Consider the following 24,486-nt stretch of genomic DNA (forward strand, 5'->3'; position numbering starts at 1 on the left):
CGGAGCCCCCCATGGACCTCGCCACCCTCACCCTCTTCCTCCCGGCCTGCTTCGCCCTGAACATGGCGCCAGGCCCGAACAACCTGCTGTCCGTGAGCAACTCCACCCGCTACGGCTACCGCACTTCGTGCCTGGCAGGCGTCGGGCGACTGCTGGCCTTTGCCGGGATGATCGCCCTCGCGTCCGCCGGGCTGGCGGTGGTGCTGCAAACCTCGGAGTTGCTGTTCTACGGGATCAAGATCGTGGGGGCGGCGTATCTATTTTATCTGGCGTACCAACTGTGGCGGTCCAATCCGCACGCGGAGGCTGAGTCGACGGCGCCCAAGGCGGGCTTGTGGGCCTTGGCGCGACAGGAGTTCCTGGTGGCCGCCGGCAATCCCAAGGCAATCTTGATATTTACCGCCTTCCTGCCGCAATTCGTCGACCCGGCACGTCCGATCACGCCGCAATTCGCCCTGCTGGGAGCGATGTTCCTGGCGCTGGAATGGTTCGCCATCAGCGCCTACGCCTATATGGGTTTGCATATGCGCCGCTGGTTCGCGCAGCCTCGGGGCAAGCGGATTTTCAACCGCTGCTGTGCGGGGTTGTTGTCGGCCGCCGCGACGGTATTGCTGATGGCGCGCAGGGCCTGAGCACTGCGAAAAACCGGCGAAAACGCTTACAATCGCCGTCTCACCGCAACTCAGGCAGGCCAGTTCGCCCATGGCGCTCGACCCCATCACCATACTGGTCCTCACCATCGCACTGGCAGGCGCCGCCGCGCTGTACCTGGCCGTCGAGTGGCGCAATGTCCGCGAGCCATCGCTGCTGTACTGGACCGCCGGTTTCGCCATCATCAGCGTGGGCAGCACCCTGGCGCTGTTGCGGGCCAGCGGCCTGCTGTTGATCGGCATCTGGTTCGCCAACGGGTTGCTGATCACCGCCCACTGGCTGTTCCTGCTGGGCGTTGCGCGTTTCACCCAGGTGCGCCTGTCTCGCGCCTGGTACCTGATGTTCGTGGCCTGGTTTGCCATGCTGCTGTTGCCGGAAGGACAGTCGTGGTCCAGGGCCATGCTGCTGGCCAACTCGCTGCTGGTTGCCCTGCCGACCCTGCGGGCCAGTTTCCTGTTGCGCCCCCATGGCCGTTCACTCAGCGTGGGCGCGGTGCAACTGCGCTATGTGCTGCTGGCCCACGGGCTGTTCTATCTGGCCAAGTCGCTGGTGGCGATCGTGCCGGGGACACTGATCGACCTGACGGCGTTTCGTGGCGAGATCATTCAGGTGTCGCTGGTGGAAGGCGCCATGGCGATCATGCTGATTGCATTGTCGATGACCGGCACCGAGCGCTACCGCCGTGAGGAACAGATTGCACGGTTGGCCGCCCGCGACCCGTTGACCGCGCTGTACAACCGCCGCGCCCTTGAAATGCGCGCGCCGAGCCTGCTGAGTGAGGTCTCGCAGGCCCGGCCAGGTGCCCTGCTGTTGATCGACATCGACAATTTCAAGCTGATCAACGACCTGTACGGCCATACCGCGGGCGACCGGTTGCTGGTGGCCCTGAGCGAGATGATTCGCGCGCAGTTGCCCGATGATTCGCTGGCGGCGCGGTTGGGTGGCGACGAGTTCGTGATCCTGCTTAATGACACCTCGAACGCGCGCATTGTCGCGCTGGGCAGCGCCCTGCGCGAACAGTTTCATCAGGCTGCCTCGCAGGCGTTCGCTACGCCCGAAGCGGTGACATTGAGCATCGGCGCCAGCCTGTTCGACACGCCACCCGCCAGCCTCGCGGCCTTGATCGAACAAGGCGACGCGGCGCTGTATGAATCCAAGCGTGGTGGACGCAACCGTATTCGTCTGGTGGACCGGACGGCGGTGGGCGCCGATTGACTCAATCGGTGCATCAACCTTTGAGCGCCGCTTCAATCCCCGCAATATCAATCCTGGTCATCCCCATCATCGCATCAAACGCCCGCTTGGCCGCTGCCGGGTCGGGATGGGTGATCGCCGCGCTCAGTACACGCGGGGTAATCTGCCATCTCACACCCCATTTATCCTGGCACCAGCCGCAGACGTTTTCCTGGCCGCCATGGCTGACAATCGCGTGCCACAAGCGGTCGGTTTCCGCCTGGTCGTCGGTGGCCACCTGGAACGAGAACGCCTCGTTGTGCTGCACGCCGGAGCCACCGTTCAGCCCCAGGCAAGGAATACCCATGACGGTGAATTCCACGGTCAACACATCGCCCTGTTTGCCCGCCGGATAATCCCCGGGGGCGTGATGGACCGCAGTCACTGCGCTGTCCGGGAAGGTCCTGGCGTAGAAGTTGGCAGCGTCCAGTGCACTGCCGTCGTACCAAAGGCACACCGTGTTTTTGTTGAGCATGAGTGTTCTCCAGCGTGGAGGTTCGGACTTGCAGTGTAGTACCGCTACCGACAAGAATGCGTTCGCGTCCTGACATGAACCCAAACGGTGCAGAGAATGAGTAATGGTGTAAGGATCGACCTGCGAATCATCCCGGTTCCGCGGTCCATCAGCCCCGAGGCCCAGGCGATGCTGCAACGCATGGTGAACGCCGATGGCGTGCCGCTGAACAGCCTGTACACCCTGCCCGCACCCGATGACCACGCTGGCTGGCGCCGCATGCAGGCCGCAGTTGCCCAACAGTACGCGGCGTCCCAGGCGGGACAGACGGCAGACCACGTTGAGACATTCACCGTGGAAGACGCCACCGTGTACCGGGCGACGCCGGCATACGGGGCCGAGTTCGCCTATATCGACCTGCACGGCGGCGCCCTGGTGTTCGGCGGCGGCGAAAACGCCCGCCTCGCCGCCGGCAAGCACGCCGACCTGCACAACCTGACCTGCTACGGCGTGGACTACCGCATGCCGCCTGACCATCCGTACCCGGCGGCACTCGATGACTGTATGGCCACCTACCGGCATGTGCTGAAGCACCACACCCCGGACAAGATCGTGATCGGCGGACGCTCGGCCGGAGGCAACCTCGCCGCTGCCATGGTGCTGCGCGCCCGCGACGAAGGCTTGCCGCTGCCGGCCGCGCTGGTATTGCTGTCACCTGAAGTGGACCTGACCGAATCGGGCGACAGCTTCCAGGTCAACCGCACCGTCGACGTGGTGTTGCCCAACCCGCTGATGAGCACCAACCTGCTGTACGCCGCTGGCGCGGATTTGTCTCACCCGTACCTGTCGCCGCTGTTCGGGGATTTCGCACCAGGCTTCCCGCCGACGTTCGTGCAAAGCGGCACCCGCGACCTGTTCCTGTCCAACGCCGTACGCCTGCACCGGGCGCTGCGCCGGGCCGAGGTACCGGTGGAACTGCACATCTTTGAAGCAATGCCCCACGGCGGTTTCATGGGCGCGCCGGAAGACGCAGAACTGTCGGCAGAGCAGGTGCGTTTCGTGCGCCACTGGCTGAACCGCGACTGATCGCCGTGAGTTGACACACCCTGTAATAATCCATAAAGATAAGCGCCTTCTTCAGGGTGTGTCCTCAATGTCTGCAACGACCTTCAACTTTTCCGTCATTGGCTTGATTGCCAAGGCGCAAGGTTGCGTTGCGCACGCCCTCAAATCGAAGAAACAGTCGCTCATGTGACCGGGGCGCGCTGTCCCGTCAGATGAGCTGACAGGACATTGAGCGCGAAGGCCCCCTCCTCTTGCTTACTTCCCTCTGCCCTTCTGACGGTGACGAAATCGGTCAACCATCAGGAGAAAGCGCATGTCATCGTTTCAAGGTATCTGGGTTCCCGTCGTTACACCGTTTCATAACGGCGCCATCGACTTCATCGGCTTGCGCCGCCTGGTCTGCCATCTGCTGGAACAAGGCGTGGCCGGGATCATGGTCTGTACCACCACCGGCGAAGCCGCAGCACTGAGCCGCCGTGAGCAGTTGGCGATGCTGGATGCCGTACTGGAACTGGTACCGCCGCAGCAGGTGGTAATGGGCCTGGCGGGGTATAACCAGATTGAGCTGCTGCAGTTCCAGAGTGAAATCCTGCAACGCCCGGTGGCCGGTTTGCTGGTACCGCCGCCGAGCTACATCCGCCCGTCCCAGGCGGGCCTTGAGGCGTTCTTCCGCACCGTGGCCGATGCGTCCAGTGTGCCGATCATTCTGTATGACATTCCCTACCGCACCGGTATCGCCTTCGAACAGGCGACGTTGCTGAACATCGTCGCCCATGAACGGATCGTCGCGATCAAGGATTGTGGCGGCAACCTGGCCAATACCCTGGCGCTGCTGGCCAGCGGGAATGTGGATGTGTTGTGTGGCGAGGATGTGCAGATATTCAACGCGCTGTGCCTGGGAGCGACCGGCGCGATTGCCGCGTCGGCGCATGTGCGTACCGCGGATTTTGTGGCGCTGCATCGACAGGTTCGCGACAACCGGTTGCTGGCGGCTCGCGAGACGTTTTTCGGGCTGCTGCCGTTGATTCACACAATGTTCGTGGAGCCCAATCCGGCACCGGTGAAGGCCGCGCTGGCGATGGACGGTTTGATCGGCAGTGAGTTGCGGGCGCCGATGTTGGGGGCGAGTGAGACGGTGACAAATCGGTTGCAGCAAGTATTAGGCGTGCGGCAATGACCCGTGGCGAGGGAGCTTGCTCCCGCTGGGCTGCGCAGCAGCCCCAATTCAGGCACCGCGTTTTCGCCAGGTAAAATGGGGTGACCGGTTTTGGGGGCGCTTCGCACCCCAGCGGGAGCAAGCTCCCTCGCCACAGGGGGCGGGCTGACTCGTCGATACGAGGGCTTATCCTCTCGCCACCGCCAACCGATGCAACGTGATCTTGCGCACCTCCTGCTTGCTCACCTCGATGTGAGTCTTGAGCAGTTGCTGCGCCAGATCGCTGTGCCGTGCCGAGATCGCATCGAGGATGCTTGCGTGTTCCTCATAGGTCGCTGCGATACGTGATTGCTGAGTGAAATCCAGCCGCCGAATGATGCGGATTTTCTCGGTTATCTCGTAATGCATGCGCGCCATTTCAGCGTTGCCCGTGGCCTGCACCAACCCGCAGTGGAACTCCTCATCCAGCGCGCAGACGACCTGTGCGTCATCCAGACGCGCACTTTCGTCCACCCGCCAGATCGCTTCAAGCCGTTCAAGCCCCTGCTCCGCCATGCCACACAAGCGGCTGACGGCGGCCAACTCCAGCACGATTCTTACGTCGTAAAGCTCTTCGAAATAGTTGAAGTCGAACGGCCGCACCTGCCAGCCACTCCTGAAAAACACCTCCAGGTACCCTTCCCGCTCCAGCCGATACAGCGCCTGGCGCACCGGCGTGCGGCTGGCCTGCATGCGCTCGGCCACGTCGCCTTCGCTGAAGCGATCACCCGGCAGCAGGCGAAAGCCAAAGATGTCGTCCTTCACCTGCTGGTAGACCCGTTCCGCCAGGCTGTCCGGCCGTTCGCCGGGTTTTCTCATGGTTGAGAGCTGCATGCCTAGTTCCTGCTCGCCATGTACGCGCGCCAGCCGCCGAATTCGGTGATGTCGGTGGCGCCTGCCAGGGCCCAGGGCTCGCAGATAAACCCCTTCACGCTGCGCCCGTCCGCCAGGGTGAGGTTGCCGATGCCCAGCGGCGCGGGAATCTCCGCGACGAACTCACCAAAGCGTGCGACAGGCATGTCCCACAGCTCGACGATGATCGAGCGGCCCGAGTCATCCCTGGCCAGCCCCGGCTTGGGCGGAACCGTGCCCGGCAGTGCATGCAGGCGGTAGTTGCCCGCTGTCAGGGTTTGCTCCACCAGCACGGCGTTGCGGCTGGTCAGCTGGAAGTTCAGCGGCATCCCGGTGAGATGCGCCCCAACCACCGCCACCCGCACGCTGCCGGGCGCCTGTCGCACCGGTGCCGGTTGCGGCAGATTGCGTTGGGTAGCGCCCAGCGGAAGATCAAGGCCGGCCTGCCAACGCTTGCCCAGATGCGCCAGGGCGGCGTCGTGCCAGGCCGGCGCGATAAGGGTGATGCCGCACGGCAGGCCGTCGCTGCGCAGCCCGGCGGGCACGGCCAGTGCCGAGAGGTCGGCCAGGTTGGTGAAGTTGGTGTAGAAGCCAAACTGCGAGTTGTAGAGCACCGGCTCCACGGCCATTTCCGCCAGGGTGCGGATCGTCGGCGATGTCGGCACCAGCAAGGCGTCGAAACCGGCCAGGGTGTCGTTGATGCGGCGGCTCAGTTCGGCGCGCAGGTATTCGGCTTTATAGGCATCGCAGGCGCTGTACGTGTGGCCGTTTTCCACAATGCCACGCACCACCGGGTTGATCGCTTCGGCGTTGCTGGCGAGCATGCCTTCCAGTGCCACCGTGCGCTCCGCAACCCAGGAGCCGTAATAGAGCTGCTCGGCGAGTTGCTGAAACGGGCTGAAATCCACCGCCGTGATTTCGGCCCCGAGGGACTGGAACCTGAGCAGCGCCTGTTCAAATACGGCCTGGTTCTGCGCGTCGCCAAAAAACTCCAGGCTGGCCGGAACCGCCAGCTTGATCGTGGCGCCGACCGCTACAGGAGCAGTGTTGGGATTGACGCGTGAATAGGCGTCGCTGGCGTCGTAAGCAGCAGCGAGGCCCGCAACCGTCTCGGCATCTTCAACCGTCAGCGCAAACACCGAAATACAGTCCACGGTACGACAGGCCGGCACCAGTCCGGTGTTGGACAAGCGCCCCTTGGTCGGCTTCAACCCGACAATATTGTTGAAGCCCGCCGGCACCCGCCCGGAACCGGCGGTGTCGGTGCCCAGGGAAAACGCCACCAGCCCGCGGGCAACCACCGAGGCCGAACCCGAGCTGGAACCGCCGCTGACATAGTCCGGGTTAAAACTGTTGCCCACCGCGCCGTAGGGCGAGCGTGTACCGACCAGGCCGGTGGCGAACTGATCGAGGTTGGTCTTGCCCATCAGGATCGCCCCGGCCGCCCGCAGCCGGGTCACCACCGTGGCATCCGCCGCAGCGCGATAGGCAAACTCCGGACACGCCGCCGTGGTTTCCCAACCCGCCGCATCAATATTGTCCTTGATGGCAAACGGCACGCCATACAACGGCAACTGGTCGATATCGCCGTCGACCGCCGCAAGCCGCTCGGCCAACTGCGCCAGCTGGTCACGCAATTGCTGCGGTTGCACCTGGCTGATCCAGGCATTGTCCTCGGAGGGAAACGTGCTCGCCAGGGTCAACAGGATATCGGGAGTCAGCGCCTGGCTGCGGTAGGCAGCTTGCCATTCACCCAGGGTCCAGCCGAGTTGTTCGTTGCGCATTGAGGATTCCATCTTGTATCCAAGTTTGGATTTCTTTTAGCAATCCCTGGGCCAATCAGCTGCAAGCCAATGAATACGTGAGGTTGACAGAAAACCCGCCGATGGATCGCCTCCAGCCGTGCTCCGTCATGAAGCAGCAATGCGCCAAAAAAAGACATTCTGGCGGCCGCGCGGTTGCGAGCGGCCCGATACCGGCCTATGTTCGAAACCATGTTGTAAACGCTGCTGTCCATCCCATACGCCCTTTCCGTAGCCAGGTGACGACATGCCCACCGCTTCCCGCCCCGCCGTGCTCGAACTGATTGGCAATACCCCGCTGGTGCGGGTCAGCCGCTTCGATACCGGCCCGTGCACGCTGTTCCTCAAGCTTGAATCCCAGAACCCCGGCGGCTCCATCAAGGACCGCATTGGCCTGGCCATGATCGACGCCGCCGAGCGCGATGGCCGCCTGCGCCCCGGCGGCACCATCATCGAAGCCACCGCCGGCAATACCGGCCTCGGCCTGGCCCTGGTGGGACGCGCCAAAGGCTACCGGGTGGTGCTGGTGGTGCCGGACAAGATGTCCACTGAGAAAGTCTTGCACCTGAAAGCCATGGGCGCCGAGGTGCACATCACCCGCTCGGATGTCGGCAAGGGCCATCCCGAGTATTACCAGGATGTGGCGGCGCGACTGGCCAAGGACATTCCCGATTCGTTCTTCGCCGACCAGTTCAACAACCCGGCCAACCCCCTGGCCCATGAGACCAGCACCGCCCCGGAAATCTGGGCCCAGACCCAACATGACCTGGATGCCATCGTGGTTGGCGTCGGCTCGGCCGGCACCCTCACCGGCCTGACGCGCTTCTTCAAGCGCGTGCAACCTGACCTGGCCATGGTGCTGGCCGACCCGGTCGGCTCGGTGATGGCCGAGTACAGCCGCAGCGGCACCATGACCGAGCCCGGCTCGTGGGCCGTGGAAGGTATCGGCGAAGACTTCATCCCCTCGATCGCCGACCTCTCCAGCGTGCGCCACGCCTATTCCATCAGCGACGAAGAAAGCTTCGACCACGCCCGCCAACTGCTGCGGGCCGAAGGCATTCTCGGTGGCTCCTCCACCGGCACCCTGCTGGCCGCCGCCCTGCGTTATTGCCGCGAACAGACCGAGCCCAAACGCGTGGTCACCTTCGTCTGCGACACCGGCACGCGCTACCTGTCGAAGGTCTACAACGACCAATGGATGAACGACGCCGGCCTGCTGCAATACAAACACTACGGCGACCTGCGCGACCTGATCGCCCGTCGTTTCGAGGACGGCCGGGTGATCAGCGTCGGCCCCGACGACAGCCTGCTCACCGCCTTCCAGCGCATGCGCCTGGCCGACGTCTCACAGCTGCCGGTGCTGGTGGACGGCAAGCAACTGGTGGGGGTGCTCGACGAGTCGGATGTATTGCTCGGCCTGCATCAGAACGCCGCGCACTTTTCCATGACCGTGGGCAGCGCCATGACCAACGCCCTTCACACCCTCGCACCCAGCGCCAGCCTTGCACAATTGCAGGCCGAGCTGGATCGCGGGCTGGTGGCAATCATTGCCGACGCCTCGGGCTTTCACGGCCTGATCACCCGCGTCGACCTGCTCAATCACCTACGGAGATCCCTTGCATGACCCAGCACGATAAAAGCGCCTTCGCCACCCGCGTGATCCATGCCGGGCAATCCCCGGACCCGACCACCGGGGCGCTGATGCCGCCGATCTACGCCAACTCCACCTACCTGCAGGACAGCCCCGGCGTTCACAAGGGCTTCGACTACGGGCGCTCCCACAACCCGACGCGCTTCGCCCTGGAGCGCTGCGTGGCCGACCTGGAAGGCGGCACCCAGGCGTTCGCGTTCGCCTCCGGGCTGGCGGCGATTTCCACCGTGCTGGAACTGCTCGACGCCGGTTCCCACGTGGTTTCCGGCAATGATTTGTACGGCGGCACCTTCCGCCTGTTCGACAAAGTGCGCCAGCGCAGCGCCGGGCATCGCTTCAGCTTCGTAGACCTGACCGACCTGTCGGCCTTCGAAGCCGCGCTGCAGGACGACACGCGGATGGTCTGGGTCGAAACCCCGAGCAACCCGCTGCTGAGCCTGACCGACCTCAGTGCCATCTCCCGCATCTGCAAGGCCCGGGGCATCATCTGCGTGGCCGACAACACCTTCGCCAGCCCCTGGATCCAGCGCCCGCTGGAGCTGGGTTTCGACATCGTGGTGCACTCCACCACCAAGTACCTCAACGGCCACTCCGATGTAATCGGCGGCATTGCGGTGGTGGGCCAGAATCCTGAACTGGCCGAGCGCCTGGGCTTCCTGCAAAACTCCGTGGGCGCGATTGCCGGGCCGTTCGACGCATTCCTGACCTTGCGCGGGGTGAAGACCCTGGCGCTGCGCATGGAGCGCCATTGCAGCAATGCGCTGGAACTGGCGACGTGGCTGGAGCAACAGCCGCAAGTGGCGCGGGTTTATTACCCAGGCCTGGCATCACACCCGCAGCATGAGCTGGCACGCCGGCAGATGCGCGGGTTTGGCGGGATGATTTCGGTGGACCTGAAAAGCGACCTGGCAGGAGCGACACGCTTCCTGGAAAACGTGAAGATCTTTGCGTTGGCTGAAAGCCTGGGGGGCGTTGAAAGTCTGATCGAGCACCCGGCGATCATGACCCATGCGAGCATCCCGGCAGCGACCCGGGCGCAGCTGGGGATTGGTGATGGGTTGGTGCGGTTGTCGGTGGGGGTTGAGGATGTGGAAGACCTGCGGGCGGATCTGGCGCAGGCGTTGGCAAAAATCTAACGCGCAATCTGCCGGAGCGAGCATGCCCGCTCCGGCAACACCTTAAATAGCGTAATTGACCTCAACCATTCGCCCGGTCTTGATGGACTCCAGCGCACAGTCCGCCAAGTGCAACGCATACAGCCCATCGCGCATGTTGGTGGGCAGCGCGCGCCCCGCGCTCAGTGCCTGGATAAACTGCCCCAACTCATTGCGGTAGGCATCCGCATAACGCTCCAGGAAGAAATGCTGCAACGGCTCCAACGCCTCGGTGTGCTCGTGGTTCCAATGGCGCAAGGTGCTGGGTCGATGGTTATCCGTGAGCAGCACCCCCTTGGCCCCGGATACCTCAAGTCGCTGGTCATACCCGTAGACCGCCTCCCGACAGCAGTTGATATGGCACTGTTTCCCGGATGCGGTGCGCAGTAGCACCATCACGCTGTCGAAGTCGTCAATCTGCGCCAGGCTCGGGTCTACCAGCCGGCTGGCTATCGCGCCGACTTCAATGGGCTCTTCACCCAGCAGGTGCCGCGCCATGTCGAAGTCATGAATGGTCATGTCCCGCAGGATGCCGCCGGAATGTGCCAGGTAATCCCGTGGCGCCAACCCCGGGTCGCGGCTGGTGATGATCACCTGCCGCACAGCACCAATTTGCCCCGCGTCGATGGCCTGGCGCAGGCGCAGCGTGTCGGGATCGAAGCGGCGGTTGAAGCCCAGCATGACTTTACCGCCCTCGCGCTCCACAGCTTGCGCCGCCGCCCGCGCCTTGGCGAAATTCAGGTCAATGGGCTTCTCGCACAGCACGGCCTTGCCCTGGGACACGGCCGCCAGCAGCAAATCGATATGAGTGTCGGTGGGTGTGCCAATCACCACCGCGTCGATATCGTCCCGACTTAGCACTGCTGCGCAGTCATAGGCCGCCTCGCAACCCAGCTGCGCAGCCAAGCCATCGACGCCCTCCCGCCAGGGGTCGGCGACCACCACCAGAGTGGCATCAGGATGGGCCGCGACATTGGCCGCGTGAATGTTGGCGATGCGCCCTGCACCAAGGACAGCGATACGTAGCATGGTCGAACTCCTGGGATTGTTATTGGGTGTGGAGATTCAGTCCGGCAGGTTGAACGGTGTGACGATCTGTACCTGTGACGGCGCAATCGGCCCAGCCTTCCACAGCCGATGAAATTGCAGGATGTGCAGAAACACATGGCGCGCATCGATCTGCAGGTTGTGATCGATAATCGCGGCGACTTTTTCTTCAGCCAACAGCTGGCGATTCTCTTCGTCGAGGTCGTGAGCAATAAACACGTCCAACGGGCGATCCAGAGCCGCGAAGGCGTCGACAATTGCGCGGTTGCCACCGCCGACGCTGTACACCGCCTTCAGTTCGGGATGCTGCTTCAACGCATCGGTGACCCGGGCAAACGTTCGGTCATACACGCCGTACCCACCGCTGATATCCAGTACCCGCAGGTGCGTCGCACGGCCGCGCAGCCACATGCGAAAGCCCATTTCGCGTTCTTCCTCGCCCCGGAACAATTCGCTGCCAATCACCACCGCCACTTCCTGGGGTTGGGGTGACAGCCAGCGGGACAGGAGGTACGCGGCGGTTTGTCCGGCGGTGCGGTTATCCATGCCTACGTAGCCGATGCGCTCGCTGTGGGGCAGATCGGTGACCAGGGTCACCACCGGAATACCTGCGGCCGCCAGGTGCTTGACCGCCAGATTCACCGCCGGCTCGTCCGCGGCCTTGAGCACCACACCCTGGCTGCCGGTCTCGAGGCAGCGCAGCAATTGGTCGTGCATCGCCTGAGGCTCGATTTCTTCGAACACATGAAACCGCGGGGCGATACGAAACGGTGCCAGGCTGCACAGTTGGGCGGTGATGGCGGCCTGCACCGCCGCACTGAAGCGCTTGGGCGTGTGCATGATCACATCGACATGAAAGGTACGGCCTACTGCCAGGCCATTTTTTTCCTGGGATTCCAGCTCATCCAGAGCCTGTTCGATACGCCGCCGGGTTTGGGCGTGCACGCTGCCGCGCTCATGCAAGACGCGATCGACTGTCGCCTTGCTGACGCCCGCCTGGGTGGCCAGTTGCTTGATGGAAAAGTGTTTAGCGCGTTCGAGCATGCTGTTGGACCTGAGGTCTTTTTGAGGTCTTTTTGAGACTCGTTGAGGTGACCGCAATGCTAGTCTCAGTTTTGCCCGGCGTCGAGCCCAGCCTTCAAAACAACAAAAACCCAGGAGACCCCGATGCCTTCAACCGACCTCAGCCATACCTTCAAAGGCCAATACTTTGTCGTCACCGGCAGCACCCAGGGATTGGGGGCTGCCGTCGCCCATACCCTGGCGCGGCGCGGTGCTGCCGGCCTGATCATCTGCGGACGCCGTCCGGACCAGGGCCAGGAGCAAGTACGGCAGTTGGCAGCGCTCGATTGCCGCGCGGTGTTTGTCCAGGCGGACCTGGAACAGATTGGCGACTGCCGCGCCGTGATCGAGGCGGCCCGTGCCCACTTCGGCACCCTCCACGGGCTGATCAACTGCGCCGGGATGTCGGATCGCGGCACCATTCTCGACACCTCCCCCGAACTGTTTGATCGACTATTTGCGGTCAATGTGAGGGCGCCGTTTTTCCTGATGCAGGAAGCCTTGAAGCTGATGATCAGCCAGAGGGTTGAAGGTGCAGTGGTCAATATCCAGAGTGTCACCGGCCACGGCGGGCAATCGTTCTTGAGTGCCTACGCGGCGTCCAAGGGCGCTCTCGCGATTCTGACCAAAAACGTGGCGTTCAGCGCCCTGCGCAACCGGATTCGGGTCAACGGCTTGAACATCGGCTGGATGGACACACCGCACGAGGATGAAATCCAGCGGCACTACCACGGTGCCGGGGATGCCTGGTTGGAAGCCGCCGAAGCCGCACAGCCCTTCGGCCGCCTGCTCAAACCTGAAGAGGTGGCCCGGAGCGTGGCATTTCTATTGTCACGCGAGTCGGGAATGATGACCGGCACGGTGATCGACCTCGAGCAAGGCGTCATCGGCTGTGGCGACGGCGGCACCCCACGCCCCGATCAGGCCTTGAGCCTGGTGGAGGGTGCGTGATGCCTGCCTTTGTCAGCGCCGATGCGGTGCAACTGGAAGATTTTCACTCGATCTGTGCCCAGCAGGCGGCTGCCGAGGACTACCCGCACTGCGCCGAAGTGTGCAGCAACATCCCGATCTATCAGGCCCAGGCACTGCGCAACGGCGATCGTCACGCCGTGCTGGACGAACTGCATCGCCTGTTCAGCCAGGGGCCGGGAGTGATGGTGGTGCGCCAGGGCTACGCCGACCTGGACGTGGTCGACCGTCACAGCCAGGTATTCGAAGCGATCTTTGCCCAAGAGGCTGCGCAAGGTGTGGCCGCCGACCACTTCGCCAAGGCCGGCAGTAACGGACGTATCTGGAACTCATTACAGAAGGCCGCACTGCAGTCGCCGGCATCCTTTGTCGAATATTACGCCAACCCACTGCTGGGGTTGATCGCACAAGCCTGGCTCGGCCCGGGCTACCAAGTCACGGCCCAGGTCAACGTGGTGCACCCCGGTGGCCAAGCCCAGCAACCGCACCGTGATTATCACCTCGGGTTCCAGACCATCGACGTGGTGGAGCGCTTTCCGTTGCCCCTGCACACGCTGTCCCAATACCTCACGCTGCAAGGGGCCGTGGCCCACAGCGACATGCCCCTGGAAACCGGCCCGACCCAACTGCTGCCGTTTTCCCAGCAATACCCACTGGGCTACCTGGCCTGGAGGCGCACTGAATTCATCGAGTACTTCCAGCAGCATGCCGTGCAATTGCCGCTGAACAAAGGTGACCTGCTGTTCTTCAACCCGGCCCTGTTTCACGCCGCTGGCACCAATCGCACACCGGACCGCCAGCGCATGGCCAACCTGCTGCAAATCTCCTCGGCGTTCGGCAAAACGATGGAGGCTGTGGACCGCGACCGGATGATGCTGGCGCTGTACCCCTGCCTGTTGGAGCGCCTGGCGGACAACGTCATGGATGGCGAGGCGCTGCACGCGGTGATCGCCTGCACCGCCGATGGCTATTCCTTTCCCACCAACCTGGATACCGACCCACCCTTACAGGGCCTGGCTCCGCAAACCGGGCAGCAACTGATGTTGCAGGCACTGAACGAACGCTGGCCCTGCGAGACCTTTGCCGAACGCGTTGCGCAACTACACGCCAAACGCCAAGGCTGAGGAATGTTTTCAACGTCTTTCAAAACAACAAAAAAACGGACTGACACCATGAAAAAACAGCTGCTGACCTTGCTCCTGACCCTCATCGTTACCCCGCTAGCCCTCGCCGAGACACGCATCGGCGTCAGCATCGCCCAGGTGGACGACGTGTTCCTCGCCCAGATGCGTGACTACATGGCGGCCCACGCCAGGGACCTCACCGACGTGACCCTGCAATTCGAAGACGCCCAAGGCGATGTGGTGCGCCAACTGAACCAGGTGCAGAGCTTTTCTGCCCAAGGCATGGACGCGATTATCGTCAACGCGGTCGACACCGCCGCTACCCAGAAAATGACTGTGAATGCCCAGCAGGCGGGTATCCCGCTGGTGTACGTCAACCGTCGCCCGGACATCCCCGGCTTACCGGCCGGGGTGGGTTATGTCGGCTCGGACGAGATCAAAGCGGGCGAGATTCAGATGCGCTACCTCGCGGAAAAAATGAACGGCAAGGGCAACCTCGCAATCATGCTCGGCTTGCTCTCCAACAACGCCACCCACAACCGCACACAGGGCGTGAAAAACGTACTGAAGGATTACCCCAACATCCATATCGTCGAAGAACAAAGCGCCGACTGGCAGCGCAGCAAGGCCATGGACCTGATGAACAACTGGATCGTCTCGGGCAAGAAAATCGACGCCGTGGCGGCCAATGCCGATGAAATGGCTATCGGTGCCGCGATGGCGATTACCCAGGCCGGCATGCACCCTGGCAAGGACATCCTGGTGGGCGGCAGCGACGGCGGCCCCGCCGGCCTGGATGCGATCAAAAAAGATCTATTGGTAGTCACGGCCTATCAGGACAACAAGGGCCAGGCCGTCGGCTCGATTGACCTGGCGCTGAAGATGATCAGGAAGCAGCCCTACACGGCGGAGCTGACCATTCCCTATCAACAGATCACCAAGGACAACTATCAGGCCTTTCTCACCCCTTGATTGTTATCAGCCCAGCGCCAAGCAGACCGGCCAGCCCCGACAAACAGAGCACTCCCACTCCATAAGCGAGGGTGCGCCAGGGCTGGCGGCCGCTCAGATACATCACCGTATGCATCACACGGGCAGCGGTGAACAGACAGAACAACCCCGCGGTAGCGGTGCCTGGCGTTTCCATCGCCAGGCACAGGCCACCCAAAATGAAGAACAACGGAATATTTTCCAGATCATTGGCCCAAGCCTTTTCGGCCCGGGAGACTTGCGGTAACTCCTCTGGATTCGCATCGCGATGGAAGAAAGCTGCATCCTCGTGGTTAGTGAATGCACGGAATCTGAGTCGAAAGAAACCCTGGTAACAGGAGATCGCCAGCATCTTCAAGAACAGCACCAGTACGCACAACGCATAAACCTCCATCACCGGCCCCCTGAAGGTTCGCGGAACCCGTTGACCACGATATACAGCAGCGGACCGATGGATACGAAAACCGCCGTTACCAGTAAATAGGGCAACACCGACGCCAGGGATTTGCCCCTGGCCCGCGCATCCCGGTACATCCATACGCCCGCCAAGGCCGCCATCAGATACAAATCAATCACCACCTGGGCAGTATCCGGCCTCGATATCAATTCACGTCCGAACGCCATGAGCGATTGTTCGGCGATCAGCATCGTGATCAATGTGTACAGGGCAAAAGCCAACAGCCCGGCCAGGGCAATCCAGGGTCTGCGCATGTTCTCCTCCTTGGAGACAACGGTTCGGGAAGCTGCACATTAGTGATAACGTCGTTCCCCTCTCAATGACCTCGAAGGTCATCGACACCACCGACCCGCACGGCCAGAGTCAACCCATGAGCAGCCAACCTTTCCCCCGCGCCAACCCCGACACTACCGCCGGCACGCAACTGCGCGTGCTGCGTCGGCACGCCAGATTGAGCCAGCTGGAACTGGCGCTGATCACCGGGGTTTCCCAACGCCACCTGAGCTGCATCGAGACCGGGCGCGCCAAGCCGAGCCCGGGCACCTTGCATAATTTGCTGATGGCGCTGGAGGTTCCGCTGGAGCAATGCAACAGCGTGTTCCTCGCTGCCGGCTTCGCCCCGCGCTATGAGGCAACCCCGCTCTCCTCGCCCTCCATGGAGGCTATTCGCGAGGCAATCAGCCATGTGCTCCACGCGAACAATCCTGCACCGGCGATCGTGCTGGGCAGCCACTGGGAAGTGCTCGCCGCCAACGCCAGTACCCAGGTGCTGTTCGAGCTGGTGGGGATCAAACCGGAGGCGGCTGATGGGCTGAATTTGCTGGTCACCCTGCTACAGCCTGGCGGCCTGGGTGATCATTTGATCAACGCTGACGAAATCCGCACCATCGCCTGGCAACGGGCGACGCGCGAGGCGTTGGGCAACTCCGAACTTGCCAGGCTTCTGGACAGCCTGCCGGCCCCGCAAAGTACCGAAGCCTTGGTCAATGAACCGCCGCCACTGGTGCTGACACGCGTCAACTCCCGTGAAGGTGAGCTGAACTTCATGTCGACCTTCACCACCTTCGGCATGCCTCAGGACATCACGGTAACGTCGTTGCGCATCGAGCATTTGATTCCGGCGGATGCGCAGACGTGGCAGGTGATGACCGCGGCGTATGAGCGGTCATTGGTGAGGTAGAAAGCCGCGGCGGGGCCATTAGTTATTTGTCGTATTTTGCCCGCCATAGCTATTGGCGCGGCTCTTGGAGGAGGAGCCGTTGCTGTATTGGGTGTCTTGCCCGCCGTAGCTATTGGAGCGGCTCTTGGCTGAGGTGCCGTCGCTGTATTGAGTGTCTTGCCCACCATAGCTGTTGGAACGGGTCTTGGCCGAGGTGCCGTCGCCGTATTGGATATCCTGCCCGCCATAACTATTGGAGCGGCTCTTGGAGGAAGTACCATCGCTGTATTGGGTGTCTTGCCCACCGTAGCTATTGGCGCGACTCTTGGAAGAGGTGCCATTGTCGTATTCGCAATCGGACCCACCATAACTGTTCGCCCTGCACGTCTCGGCAACCGCTTGGTAAAGCGGCGCAGCCAACAAAACCGTGCCCAGCAAAACGACCTTAAGCTTCATGTTAATTCCTTGTAGAGGTGGCGATACGCTATTACAGACTGGAGATTCTGAACTTAGTTTCCAACGTTCTGAAATGCGCTCGCGCGAGCCGACGTGGCAACCCTTTGCCAGCCCCGGCAACTCCTGGCCTGCGCCCTGCCCCGGCAATACCACCCAGCCCGCGCCGCACAAGGCATGCAGCACATGGCCCGGGTTTTGCTCTGTTGCTGCTACCAATAAGGGAGCGGCACCATGATAGGAAGCACGACAAGTCTGTTAGCGCTGGGACAGAAGACTTTTACACAATCCATGGAAAACGGCACCCTGCGGGCCGGGAGGATTGAAGTCACCAACGCCACGCCCGAGATCAAGACCAAGCTGGAAGCCAGCTATCAGGAGCAAGTGCGCTCGACCGCGCAAACCGTTGCCACCGCCAGGGCCAACCCTTCATGGGCGACCTTCGACGATAAAGGCAACGCCGTCGAACTGCCCGATGTTCAGTCACTCAGCAAAAGCGACGCCACCCATGTGGCCAACGGTCTTCAGTACCTGCTCGATATCGGGCGCCTGGACGGCAAGACTGTCACCGCGAAAAATGGCGACCAGTCGACCGATAACATCGCGGTCTACAAAGACTGGCTCCAGGCCCACATCGGCGTTGATGTACAGGCCTGAGACGGTTCACACCATCGGCACGGCAATCAGCAAGATCGCCGTGCCATGGGTGGCCGTCGCCGCCACCACACCGTAGCGCATCCGCACCAGCCCGCAGGCCAGGCCTTCAATCAGGGTAAAGGCCAACACTGGCCAGCCCAGTTGCGTCACGCTCAACGCCAGAAATGAATGGCACGCGGCGAACGCCAACCCGCTGAGCAACGCCGCACGCAGCGGCGTAACGTGCTGTTCGAGATAACCCTGCAAGAAGCCGCGAAACAATACCTCTTCCAGCGCATTGGCGCAGTAGGCAAGCACTAGCATGCCCATCAGCCAGGCCCAGTAAACCGGCTCAATGCCTTGATACAGCCGCAATGGCAGGCCGATCAGACACCCGGCCCCGAGGCCCAGCGCCAGGCCCGCCCAACGATTGCCCTTGAACAGCACCGTCAGTTGCCACAACTCCGGTGCCAGGCGCGCGAGCAGCGCAATCAGCCCAAGGGATAACCCGCCCAGCGCGGCCAGCACCCACGGGTTGGCCGTGAACTCGATCTGCACCTCGCGGCTCAGCGACCACATGCCCAGTGGCGTCATCGCATCGCGCATCAGCACAAAGGCCAGCAGCAGGATAACGATGCGCAAGCCCGGCAATGTTTTCGGCGTGAGACCGAACCACAGGCCAAACAGGATCAGTCCCGGGAGCAGGTATATTCCATAGTGGACCAGTACCGCAAACGCCTCGGCGATCACCCGGTTTCAGTCCCGTGCCACGGCGATCATGTCGATTTCCACGGCCGCGCCCTTGGGCAATTGCTGCACGCCCACCGAGGTGCGCGTATGGGATCCTGCGGCCCCCAGGATCTCGTTCAACAGGTCCGACGCACCGTTGGCCACTTCGCTTTGCTGGTCGAAGTCATCCGCGCTGCGCACGTACACATTGATCTTGAGGATCGCCTTGACCTGGTCCAGCGAACCCAGTGCCTGCTTGAGCAACCCCAGGCAACGCAGTGCGCTGACGCCCGCGGCAATCTGTGCGTCGGCCAGGCTGAGGCTTTCGCCGACCTTGCCTGGCAACACGATGGCGTCACCCACCCGCGGAATCTGGCCGCTGATGTAGACGTGATTGCCGTCCCTCAGCAGCGGCGTGTAGTTGCCGCCGATCTTGAACTCGTTGAGTTGATAACCCAGGCGCACCATGGCCGCCGCGTACTTTTGATCCGGTGTCATTTTTTTGTTTTCCTCAGTCGTTGCGAATCCACGCCATGAAATCGCCGGCCACAGCATAGCCATGTGCCATTTCCACGGGAAGTGCCGACCGCTATTTCGCAAGTGATACGACAACCAATACTGGCAAACAGCGCTTATCTTCTAGCCAAGAACAAATTTCACTTTCCTTGATCCCGGTAAATACGGCATGGTTGTACGACGACTTAAAAACACAATCCGAGTCGTCCTGGTACCCACAACAACAAGGAAACACCCATGCAAAACGTCAAGGTTCTGATTGGTTTTCTGTGCCTGTTCAGCGGTTACGCGGCCGCCGCGCCCGCCGCAAGTGACAAGGATGTAGCCGCTGCGGTCGATCATCTGACCCAGGCCATGTTGCACAAGGACATCCCGCAACTGCAGGCCCTCACCGCGAACAACCTCACCTACGGCCATTCCAGCGGCAAGGTCCAGAACAAGCAGGAATTTATCGCCGACATTGAAACCGGCAGAAGTGGTTTCAAGACCCTGGAAATGCAGAAACAGACCATCACCCTCAATGGCGACACCGCCCTGGTGCGCAACCACTTTTCCGCACAGGCGGTGAACAGTGGCGTCGAGGTGCCCACCGAAATTGAAAACTTCCAGGTCTGGCAGAAGCAGAAAGGCAAATGGCTGCTGATCGGGCGCCAGGCCTACAAGTTCTGAGTCCCGCCTGGATCGTTCCCACGCTCTGCGTGGGAATGCATCCGGTGACGCTCTGCGTCACTATCGCGCAAATCTACAGCGGGACGCGGAGCGTCCAAGGCGGCGTTCCCACGCAGAGCGTGGGAACGATCCGGCCCCCTAGTACGCCTCCACCGCCCAGCGCACTTTCACCAACGCCTCGCGCAGCACCTCCCGGTCCACCGACCCCAGCGCCACTCGCAAGGCATGGGGCACGTGGGCCGAGACGGCAAACGGCTCGGCCGTGGACACCGAGATATTTTCCCGTGCCAGCGCCATGGTGATCTGATCGGCGCGGGCATCTTCCGGCAACGGCAACCACAAGAAATACGAAGACGGATGGCGGATAACATTCAAGCCCGCCAACACCTCATCGGCCACCGCCTGGCGCGCCTGGGCGTCCTTACGTTTTTGCGCTTCAAGCTGCAGCACCGTGCCGTCGTCGATCCACGCGGCAGCCACCGCAGTCATCACCCCCGGAGTGTTCCAGGTGGTGGCCATGACCGTACGTTCCAGCGCCGCCATCCACGGCAACGGCGCAGCAACGTAACCCACCCGCAGGCCGGTGGCGACGCTCTTGGACAGCCCCGACACGTAAACCGTGCGTTCCGGCGCCAGTTCGGCCACGGGCGGTGGCGCGTCCTCGGCTAAAAACGCGTAGGCAGCATCCTCGATCAGGATCAGGTCATGCCGACGGGCAATCGCCACCAGGTGCTCGCGCTGCTCCCTGCTCATCACCCAACCCAACGGGTTATGCAGGGTCGGCATGCTGTACGCGGCGCGTACCGGGCGCCGGGCGCAGAGTTGTTCAAGAAAGGCCAAGTCGGGGCCCGTCGCGGTCACCGGGATCGCGACGATTTCCAGGTGCAGCGTCTCGGCCAGCACCTTGAACCCGGAATAGGTCAACGCATCCACCGCCACCACATCGCCGGGCCTGAGCAGCGACATCATGGTCACCGCCAGCCCATGCTGGGCACCGCTGACGATCAGCACCTGCTCGGCCTGCACCGTCAACCCACGACTCAGCAGATGACGCGCCACCGCTGCCCGCTCATGCAGCCGACCGGCGTGAGGCTGATAGCGCAGCAGCGCCGCCAGGTCGCCGGACAACGCCAACTGACGCAATGCGGTGCGCAGCAGGTCGGTCTGGCCCGGCAGCGACGGGTAGTTGAAGTTGAGATCGATCATGCCCGCCGCCACCGCGATCTGGCCGACGCCCTGCCCCGGCGACAACGCGATTTCCCGCACAAAGGTTCCGCGCCCGGTTTCACCACTGACCAGGCCCATGGCCTCAAGCTCGGTGTACACCCGGCTGGCGGTGACCAGCGCCAGGCCATGGCTGGCGGCCAACTGGCGGTGCGTCGGCAACCGGGTGCCCGCCGCCAGCGCGCCCGAACGGATATCCCGGGCGAAGGTGTCCACCAATGTCTTGTAGCGGGCGCGGGGCATAGGCGATGTATCCATGACAATTTTTTGATTGTCTTGATAGTGAATCATAGGATGCGCAGGACGCAACTTATCCCTATCGAGCCCTACACCCATGGAACGAACCACCCACCTCAACACCCGGGAAAACAACGCCAGCGGCTGGATCAACGGTTTGATCGGCGTGGTGATCTTCAGCGGCTCGCTGCCGGCCACGCGCCTGGCGGTGCTGGAGTTCGATCCGGTATTCCTGACCGTCGCCCGCGCCACCATCGCCGCCCTGCTCGGCCTGTGCCTGCTGTGGCTGTTCAAGGAAAAAACCCCGGCCCGCAGTCAGTTGCTGCCCCTGGCAATCGTCGCGCTGGGCGTGGTGATCGGCTTTCCTTTGCTCACCGCACTGGCCTTGCAGTACGTCACCAGTGCCCATTCCATCGTATTTGTCGGCCTGCTGCCGTTAGCCACTGCGGTCTTCGGCGTATGGCGCGGCGGCGAGCGGCCCAAGTTGGTGTTCTGGCTGTTTTCGATCCTGGGCAGCCTGCTGGTGGTGGGCTACGCGGTTGCCCAAGGCCTGAGCGCCGCGCCCGCCGGGGATTTGCTGATGCTGTTGGCAATCCTGGTGTGCGGCCTCGGTTATGCCGAAGGGGCCAGGCTCTCACGCACCCTGGGCGGCTGGCAGGTGATCTGCTGGGCGCTGGTGATCGCGCTGCCGATTGTGGCCCCGCTGACGGCGATCCTCGCCCCGGGCACTTTCGTGAGCATCAGCCTGCCGGCCTGGCTGAGCCTGGCCTATGTGTCGCTGTTCAGCATGCTGATCGGGTTTGTGTTCTGGTACCGCGGGCTGGCCCAGGGCGGCATTGCCGCCGTCGGGCAATTGCAGTTGCTGCAACCGTTTTTCGGCCTGGCACTGGCGGCCACGCTGCTGCATGAGCAGGTGAGCCTGGGCATGCTGGGGGTGACCGTCGCGGTGATTGCGTGCGTGGCGGGGGCCAAGAAGTTCGCCCGCTGACCATCAGCGCTCAGGCGCAACCATCTTGAACTTGATGACAATCGCATTGGACACCACGCTGTCCGCCCACTCCCCCGCGCCGATCCTGAAGTCATCGCGCTTGAGCACGAATTCGCCGTCGAATATGCCAATGCCGCTCTGCTCCTTGAGGGCCACCTTGACCTCCACCGGCCGGGTCTGGCCCTTGAGGGTCAGGTTGCCGCTGAACAGGTAACGGTTGTCGCCCAGGTCAGTGATGTGGGTCGAGGTGAAGGTGCCCACCGGGTAGGTCGTCATGTCGAACCAGCCGGGCTTGGGCAGCTCGGTGTTGGCGTCGTCGCTGCCGGCATTGATGCTCGGCAGCTGGATGGTCAGTACGGTGCTGGCGGCAGCCGGGTTTTGCGTGTCGAAATTCAGGGTCGCCGAATAGGTGCCAAACGTGCCGTACACCTCTTGGCCCATCTGGTCATAGGTGAAGCTGATGGTGCTGGCCGTCGGATTCACGTCGGTGTATTCCACGGCGTACGCGTTGGACAAGGTGGCGAAGGCAAGGAAGACCGCTGGCAATCGAGATTTCATGGGATTCTCAACCGGGAATGAACACGCTGTGCACTGCTAACAGCGTAGGCGCTGGATTTATTCACGCGCCTGGCATTAGGCTCGTGCCTCGACGGAACCCAAACAACAAGGAGCCACGATGCCCGCGCTTTCCCTGCAAGACACCACCGCCCCCGAAGGCGTCTGTTATGGCTGCGGCAGCAGCAACCCCCACGGCCTGCACATCAAGAGCCGCTGGGACGCCGACGGCATCCACGTGATCGCCGAGCACCAGCCCGACGCCCGATACAGCGGCTGGCCAGACCTGGTCTATGGCGGTCTGATCGCGATGCTGGTGGACTGCCACTCGAACTGGACCGCCATGGCCTACCACTACCGGGCCGAGCAACGCGAACCCGGCAGCCTGCCGCGTATCGACTGCGTCACCGGCAACCTGGGAATCAAATTCATCAAGCCGACACCCATGGGCGTGCCGCTGACCTTGCGCGCGAAAGTCGAAGGTGACGTGGGGCGCAAAAGCCGCGTGGTGTGCGAGGTGTACGCCGATGGCGTGCTGACGGCGATTGGCGATTCGGTCTTCGTACGGGTCGACACCGGGCAACTGGCCGCCGCGGCCCATGGCCGGGAAGCCTGATACTGGTCTACATTCAGTCCCACCGCTAATCGAGGACGCTACCGATGACTCGTCTGACCGCCAAAGACTTCGCCCCTGAACTGCTGGAGCTTTACGACGGCTACGCCCACGGCAAGATCAACCGCCGGGAATTTCTCGACCGCGCAGCACTGTTCACCTTCGGCGGGCTGACGGCCTCCGCCCTGCTCGCCGCCCTGAGCCCCAACTACGCCCTGGCCGAGCAGGTGAAATTCACCGACCCGGATATCGTCGCCGACTACATCACCTACCCGTCACCCAAGGGCAACGGCACGGTGCGCGGCTACCTGGTGCGCCCGGCCAAGGCCAGCGGCAAGGTGCCGGCGGTGGTGGTGGTGCATGAAAACCGGGGGTTGAACCCGTATATCGAAGACGTCGCCCGTCGGTTGGCCAAGGCCGGATTCATTGCCCTGGCGCCGGATGGCCTGACCTCGGTGGGCGGCTATCCCGGCAATGATGAGAAAGGTGTGGAGTTGCAACAGAAAGTCGATCCCGAGAAGCTGATGAACGACTTTTTCGCGGCCATCGAATGGTTGATGCACCACGATGCAAGCACCGGCAAGGTGGGCATTACCGGGTTCTGTTATGGCGGCGGCGTGACGAATGCGGCGGCCGTGGCTTATCCGGAGCTGGGTGCGGCGGTGTCGTTTTATGGGCGCCAGCCGGAAGCCAAGGATGTGCCACGGATCAAGGCACCGATCATGTTGCATTACGGTGAGCTGGATACGCGGATCAATGAGGGCTGGCCGGCGTATGAGAAAGCGTTGAAGGCGGCCGGCACGACCTATGAGGCGTTTATCTACAAGGGCGCCAACCACGGCTTCCACAATGATTCGACGCCGAGGTATGACGAGGCGGCGGCGAATCTGGCGTGGGAGCGGACGTTGGGCTGGTTCAAGAAATACCTGGTGTAACCCGCCCTCCAAAACACCACCCAACTCATGTGGGAGCGGGCTTGCTCGCGAACGCGGTGTGTCAGT

Annotated in this window: 27 protein-coding genes; 15 read left to right on the plus strand and 12 right to left on the minus strand. The window is 62.5% G+C overall.

Annotated elements, in window-relative coordinates:
- Positions 1 to 11 precede the first annotated feature (11 nt).
- Both ACW9I6_RS12550 and ACW9I6_RS12555 read left to right on the plus strand, forming a co-directional pair.
- Complete coding sequence (locus ACW9I6_RS12550) at positions 12 to 632, plus strand: LysE family translocator (RefSeq protein ID WP_457339375.1); 621 nt, start codon at positions 12 to 14, stop codon at positions 630 to 632.
- A gap of 70 nt (positions 633 to 702) precedes the next feature.
- Positions 703 to 1,866: a GGDEF domain-containing protein gene (locus ACW9I6_RS12555; RefSeq protein ID WP_008436297.1), complete on the plus strand. Its 1,164-nt coding sequence runs from the start codon at positions 703 to 705 to the stop codon at positions 1,864 to 1,866.
- A 13-nt stretch (positions 1,867 to 1,879) separates the two neighbouring features.
- Here ACW9I6_RS12555 and ACW9I6_RS12560 read toward each other — a convergent pair whose 3' ends face one another.
- A complete protein-coding gene (locus ACW9I6_RS12560; RefSeq protein ID WP_003215129.1) occupies positions 1,880 to 2,359 on the minus strand; it encodes a VOC family protein in 480 nt (159 codons plus the stop codon).
- Between the two features lie 96 nt (positions 2,360 to 2,455).
- On the opposite strand from ACW9I6_RS12560, the gene ACW9I6_RS12565 reads away from it, so the two are divergent.
- Complete coding sequence (locus tag ACW9I6_RS12565) at positions 2,456 to 3,424, plus strand: alpha/beta hydrolase (RefSeq protein ID WP_457339376.1); 969 nt, start codon at positions 2,456 to 2,458, stop codon at positions 3,422 to 3,424.
- Between the two features lie 292 nt (positions 3,425 to 3,716).
- A complete protein-coding gene (gene dapA, locus ACW9I6_RS12570) occupies positions 3,717 to 4,580 on the plus strand; it encodes a 4-hydroxy-tetrahydrodipicolinate synthase (RefSeq protein ID WP_177050605.1) in 864 nt (287 codons plus the stop codon).
- A gap of 165 nt (positions 4,581 to 4,745) precedes the next feature.
- Here dapA and ACW9I6_RS12575 read toward each other — a convergent pair whose 3' ends face one another.
- The gene (locus tag ACW9I6_RS12575) at positions 4,746 to 5,432 is read right to left on the minus strand and encodes a GntR family transcriptional regulator (RefSeq protein ID WP_457339377.1); all 687 of its coding nucleotides are present in this window, start codon (positions 5,430 to 5,432) and stop codon (positions 4,746 to 4,748) included.
- Positions 5,433 to 5,434: 2 nt separating this feature from the next.
- Complete coding sequence (gene atzF / locus ACW9I6_RS12580; RefSeq protein WP_457339378.1) at positions 5,435 to 7,234, minus strand: allophanate hydrolase; 1,800 nt, start codon at positions 7,232 to 7,234, stop codon at positions 5,435 to 5,437.
- 265 nt (positions 7,235 to 7,499) lie between these two features.
- Between atzF and ACW9I6_RS12585 the strand changes: the two genes are divergently transcribed.
- Together ACW9I6_RS12585 and ACW9I6_RS12590 are read left to right on the plus strand one after the other, a co-directional pair.
- A complete protein-coding gene (locus ACW9I6_RS12585; protein ID WP_003215116.1) occupies positions 7,500 to 8,876 on the plus strand; it encodes a pyridoxal-phosphate dependent enzyme in 1,377 nt (458 codons plus the stop codon).
- Positions 8,873 to 10,039, plus strand: coding sequence for a cystathionine gamma-synthase (locus tag ACW9I6_RS12590; RefSeq protein WP_008436288.1), 1,167 nt, complete (start codon positions 8,873 to 8,875; stop codon positions 10,037 to 10,039). The genes ACW9I6_RS12585 and ACW9I6_RS12590 overlap by 4 nt, the downstream gene beginning before the upstream one ends.
- Positions 10,040 to 10,081: 42 nt before the next feature.
- Here ACW9I6_RS12590 and iolG read toward each other — a convergent pair whose 3' ends face one another.
- Both iolG and ACW9I6_RS12600 read right to left on the minus strand, forming a co-directional pair.
- On the minus strand, positions 10,082 to 11,086 hold the full coding sequence (gene iolG / locus ACW9I6_RS12595; protein ID WP_003215113.1) for an inositol 2-dehydrogenase: 1,005 nt from the start codon (positions 11,084 to 11,086) through the stop codon (positions 10,082 to 10,084).
- A 36-nt stretch (positions 11,087 to 11,122) separates the two neighbouring features.
- Positions 11,123 to 12,148, minus strand: a complete 1,026-nt coding sequence (locus ACW9I6_RS12600) for a LacI family DNA-binding transcriptional regulator (RefSeq protein WP_457339379.1) — start codon at positions 12,146 to 12,148, stop codon at positions 11,123 to 11,125.
- A gap of 123 nt (positions 12,149 to 12,271) precedes the next feature.
- On the opposite strand from ACW9I6_RS12600, the gene ACW9I6_RS12605 reads away from it, so the two are divergent.
- The 3 genes from ACW9I6_RS12605 to ACW9I6_RS12615 are packed head-to-tail and all read left to right on the plus strand — an operon-like array spanning position 12,272 to position 15,231.
- Positions 12,272 to 13,117 (plus strand): SDR family oxidoreductase, encoded by an 846-nt coding sequence (locus ACW9I6_RS12605; protein WP_003215109.1) that lies wholly within the window; start codon positions 12,272 to 12,274, stop codon positions 13,115 to 13,117.
- Positions 13,117 to 14,259 carry a phytanoyl-CoA dioxygenase family protein gene (locus ACW9I6_RS12610; RefSeq protein WP_003215107.1) on the plus strand — a complete coding sequence of 381 codons (1,143 nt, stop codon included), beginning with the start codon at positions 13,117 to 13,119 and terminating at the stop codon, positions 14,257 to 14,259. The genes ACW9I6_RS12605 and ACW9I6_RS12610 overlap by 1 nt, the downstream gene beginning before the upstream one ends.
- A 48-nt stretch (positions 14,260 to 14,307) precedes the next feature.
- Complete coding sequence (locus ACW9I6_RS12615) at positions 14,308 to 15,231, plus strand: sugar ABC transporter substrate-binding protein (RefSeq protein ID WP_008436286.1); 924 nt, start codon at positions 14,308 to 14,310, stop codon at positions 15,229 to 15,231.
- Here the strand turns inward: ACW9I6_RS12615 and ACW9I6_RS12620 are convergent.
- Both ACW9I6_RS12620 and ACW9I6_RS12625 read right to left on the minus strand, forming a co-directional pair.
- The gene (locus ACW9I6_RS12620) at positions 15,221 to 15,643 is read right to left on the minus strand and encodes an MAPEG family protein (protein WP_102369213.1); all 423 of its coding nucleotides are present in this window, start codon (positions 15,641 to 15,643) and stop codon (positions 15,221 to 15,223) included. The genes ACW9I6_RS12615 and ACW9I6_RS12620 overlap by 11 nt on opposite strands.
- A complete protein-coding gene (locus ACW9I6_RS12625; RefSeq protein ID WP_003215101.1) occupies positions 15,643 to 15,960 on the minus strand; it encodes a DUF2834 domain-containing protein in 318 nt (105 codons plus the stop codon). The genes ACW9I6_RS12620 and ACW9I6_RS12625 overlap by 1 nt, the downstream gene beginning before the upstream one ends.
- A 116-nt stretch (positions 15,961 to 16,076) precedes the next feature.
- Between ACW9I6_RS12625 and ACW9I6_RS12630 the strand changes: the two genes are divergently transcribed.
- Positions 16,077 to 16,886: a helix-turn-helix domain-containing protein gene (locus ACW9I6_RS12630; RefSeq protein WP_174717786.1), complete on the plus strand. Its 810-nt coding sequence runs from the start codon at positions 16,077 to 16,079 to the stop codon at positions 16,884 to 16,886.
- Positions 16,887 to 16,904: 18 nt separating this feature from the next.
- On the opposite strand, the gene ACW9I6_RS12635 is transcribed toward ACW9I6_RS12630, so the two are convergent.
- Positions 16,905 to 17,321: a hypothetical protein gene (locus ACW9I6_RS12635; protein WP_003215097.1), complete on the minus strand. Its 417-nt coding sequence runs from the start codon at positions 17,319 to 17,321 to the stop codon at positions 16,905 to 16,907.
- Between the two features lie 288 nt (positions 17,322 to 17,609).
- Between ACW9I6_RS12635 and ACW9I6_RS12640 the strand changes: the two genes are divergently transcribed.
- Positions 17,610 to 17,975: a hypothetical protein gene (locus tag ACW9I6_RS12640; RefSeq protein ID WP_003215095.1), complete on the plus strand. Its 366-nt coding sequence runs from the start codon at positions 17,610 to 17,612 to the stop codon at positions 17,973 to 17,975.
- Between the two features lie 6 nt (positions 17,976 to 17,981).
- On the opposite strand, the gene ACW9I6_RS12645 is transcribed toward ACW9I6_RS12640, so the two are convergent.
- Both ACW9I6_RS12645 and ACW9I6_RS12650 read right to left on the minus strand, forming a co-directional pair.
- The gene (locus ACW9I6_RS12645; protein ID WP_134326754.1) at positions 17,982 to 18,704 is read right to left on the minus strand and encodes a CPBP family intramembrane glutamic endopeptidase; all 723 of its coding nucleotides are present in this window, start codon (positions 18,702 to 18,704) and stop codon (positions 17,982 to 17,984) included.
- 6 nt (positions 18,705 to 18,710) lie between these two features.
- Positions 18,711 to 19,181: a RidA family protein gene (locus ACW9I6_RS12650; protein ID WP_134326755.1), complete on the minus strand. Its 471-nt coding sequence runs from the start codon at positions 19,179 to 19,181 to the stop codon at positions 18,711 to 18,713.
- 255 nt (positions 19,182 to 19,436) lie between these two features.
- Between ACW9I6_RS12650 and ACW9I6_RS12655 the strand changes: the two genes are divergently transcribed.
- Positions 19,437 to 19,868, plus strand: a complete 432-nt coding sequence (locus tag ACW9I6_RS12655; RefSeq protein ID WP_003215089.1) for a nuclear transport factor 2 family protein — start codon at positions 19,437 to 19,439, stop codon at positions 19,866 to 19,868.
- 138 nt (positions 19,869 to 20,006) lie between these two features.
- Here ACW9I6_RS12655 and ACW9I6_RS12660 read toward each other — a convergent pair whose 3' ends face one another.
- Positions 20,007 to 21,335: an aminotransferase-like domain-containing protein gene (locus ACW9I6_RS12660; protein ID WP_134326756.1), complete on the minus strand. Its 1,329-nt coding sequence runs from the start codon at positions 21,333 to 21,335 to the stop codon at positions 20,007 to 20,009.
- Positions 21,336 to 21,426: 91 nt separating this feature from the next.
- Between ACW9I6_RS12660 and ACW9I6_RS12665 the strand changes: the two genes are divergently transcribed.
- A complete protein-coding gene (locus tag ACW9I6_RS12665; protein ID WP_134326757.1) occupies positions 21,427 to 22,317 on the plus strand; it encodes a DMT family transporter in 891 nt (296 codons plus the stop codon).
- A 3-nt stretch (positions 22,318 to 22,320) separates the two neighbouring features.
- On the opposite strand, the gene ACW9I6_RS12670 is transcribed toward ACW9I6_RS12665, so the two are convergent.
- Complete coding sequence (locus ACW9I6_RS12670; protein ID WP_087695009.1) at positions 22,321 to 22,875, minus strand: YceI family protein; 555 nt, start codon at positions 22,873 to 22,875, stop codon at positions 22,321 to 22,323.
- 118 nt (positions 22,876 to 22,993) lie between these two features.
- Here ACW9I6_RS12670 and ACW9I6_RS12675 point away from each other — a divergent pair, with 118 nt between their 5' ends.
- Together ACW9I6_RS12675 and yghX are read left to right on the plus strand one after the other, a co-directional pair.
- Positions 22,994 to 23,488, plus strand: a complete 495-nt coding sequence (locus ACW9I6_RS12675) for a PaaI family thioesterase (protein WP_087695007.1) — start codon at positions 22,994 to 22,996, stop codon at positions 23,486 to 23,488.
- 44 nt (positions 23,489 to 23,532) lie between these two features.
- The gene (gene yghX / locus ACW9I6_RS12680) at positions 23,533 to 24,420 is read left to right on the plus strand and encodes a YghX family hydrolase (protein WP_063029644.1); all 888 of its coding nucleotides are present in this window, start codon (positions 23,533 to 23,535) and stop codon (positions 24,418 to 24,420) included.
- The last annotated feature ends 66 nt before the right edge of the window (positions 24,421 to 24,486 follow it).

It is taken from the genome of Pseudomonas sp. SDO5522_S412 (assembly GCF_054071215.1).

What these genes read in the sequence shown, in the direction of transcription:
- ACW9I6_RS12650 (WP_134326755.1), bottom strand. Translation starts at nt 19,181, where the DNA reads ATGACACCGGATCAAAAGTACGCGGCGGCCATGGTGCGCCTGGGTTAT.
- ACW9I6_RS12600 (WP_457339379.1), bottom strand. Translation starts at nt 12,148, where the DNA reads ATGCTCGAACGCGCTAAACACTTTTCCATCAAGCAACTGGCCACCCAG.
- ACW9I6_RS12670 (WP_087695009.1), bottom strand. Translation starts at nt 22,875, where the DNA reads ATGAAATCTCGATTGCCAGCGGTCTTCCTTGCCTTCGCCACCTTGTCC.
- ACW9I6_RS12660 (WP_134326756.1), bottom strand. Translation starts at nt 21,335, where the DNA reads ATGCCCCGCGCCCGCTACAAGACATTGGTGGACACCTTCGCCCGGGAT.
- ACW9I6_RS12575 (WP_457339377.1), bottom strand. Translation starts at nt 5,432, where the DNA reads ATGCAGCTCTCAACCATGAGAAAACCCGGCGAACGGCCGGACAGCCTG.
- ACW9I6_RS12635 (WP_003215097.1), bottom strand. Translation starts at nt 17,321, where the DNA reads ATGAAGCTTAAGGTCGTTTTGCTGGGCACGGTTTTGTTGGCTGCGCCG.
- ACW9I6_RS12615 (WP_008436286.1), top strand. Translation starts at nt 14,308, where the DNA reads ATGAAAAAACAGCTGCTGACCTTGCTCCTGACCCTCATCGTTACCCCG.
- dapA (WP_177050605.1), top strand. Translation starts at nt 3,717, where the DNA reads ATGTCATCGTTTCAAGGTATCTGGGTTCCCGTCGTTACACCGTTTCAT.
- ACW9I6_RS12640 (WP_003215095.1), top strand. Translation starts at nt 17,610, where the DNA reads ATGGAAAACGGCACCCTGCGGGCCGGGAGGATTGAAGTCACCAACGCC.
- ACW9I6_RS12630 (WP_174717786.1), top strand. Translation starts at nt 16,077, where the DNA reads ATGAGCAGCCAACCTTTCCCCCGCGCCAACCCCGACACTACCGCCGGC.
- ACW9I6_RS12620 (WP_102369213.1), bottom strand. Translation starts at nt 15,643, where the DNA reads ATGGAGGTTTATGCGTTGTGCGTACTGGTGCTGTTCTTGAAGATGCTG.
- yghX (WP_063029644.1), top strand. Translation starts at nt 23,533, where the DNA reads ATGACTCGTCTGACCGCCAAAGACTTCGCCCCTGAACTGCTGGAGCTT.
- ACW9I6_RS12625 (WP_003215101.1), bottom strand. Translation starts at nt 15,960, where the DNA reads ATGCGCAGACCCTGGATTGCCCTGGCCGGGCTGTTGGCTTTTGCCCTG.
- ACW9I6_RS12585 (WP_003215116.1), top strand. Translation starts at nt 7,500, where the DNA reads ATGCCCACCGCTTCCCGCCCCGCCGTGCTCGAACTGATTGGCAATACC.
- ACW9I6_RS12550 (WP_457339375.1), top strand. Translation starts at nt 12, where the DNA reads ATGGACCTCGCCACCCTCACCCTCTTCCTCCCGGCCTGCTTCGCCCTG.
- ACW9I6_RS12565 (WP_457339376.1), top strand. Translation starts at nt 2,456, where the DNA reads ATGAGTAATGGTGTAAGGATCGACCTGCGAATCATCCCGGTTCCGCGG.
- atzF (WP_457339378.1), bottom strand. Translation starts at nt 7,234, where the DNA reads ATGCGCAACGAACAACTCGGCTGGACCCTGGGTGAATGGCAAGCTGCC.
- ACW9I6_RS12655 (WP_003215089.1), top strand. Translation starts at nt 19,437, where the DNA reads ATGCAAAACGTCAAGGTTCTGATTGGTTTTCTGTGCCTGTTCAGCGGT.
- ACW9I6_RS12555 (WP_008436297.1), top strand. Translation starts at nt 703, where the DNA reads ATGGCGCTCGACCCCATCACCATACTGGTCCTCACCATCGCACTGGCA.
- ACW9I6_RS12610 (WP_003215107.1), top strand. Translation starts at nt 13,117, where the DNA reads ATGCCTGCCTTTGTCAGCGCCGATGCGGTGCAACTGGAAGATTTTCAC.
- ACW9I6_RS12665 (WP_134326757.1), top strand. Translation starts at nt 21,427, where the DNA reads ATGGAACGAACCACCCACCTCAACACCCGGGAAAACAACGCCAGCGGC.
- ACW9I6_RS12590 (WP_008436288.1), top strand. Translation starts at nt 8,873, where the DNA reads ATGACCCAGCACGATAAAAGCGCCTTCGCCACCCGCGTGATCCATGCC.
- ACW9I6_RS12605 (WP_003215109.1), top strand. Translation starts at nt 12,272, where the DNA reads ATGCCTTCAACCGACCTCAGCCATACCTTCAAAGGCCAATACTTTGTC.
- iolG (WP_003215113.1), bottom strand. Translation starts at nt 11,086, where the DNA reads ATGCTACGTATCGCTGTCCTTGGTGCAGGGCGCATCGCCAACATTCAC.
- ACW9I6_RS12560 (WP_003215129.1), bottom strand. Translation starts at nt 2,359, where the DNA reads ATGCTCAACAAAAACACGGTGTGCCTTTGGTACGACGGCAGTGCACTG.
- ACW9I6_RS12675 (WP_087695007.1), top strand. Translation starts at nt 22,994, where the DNA reads ATGCCCGCGCTTTCCCTGCAAGACACCACCGCCCCCGAAGGCGTCTGT.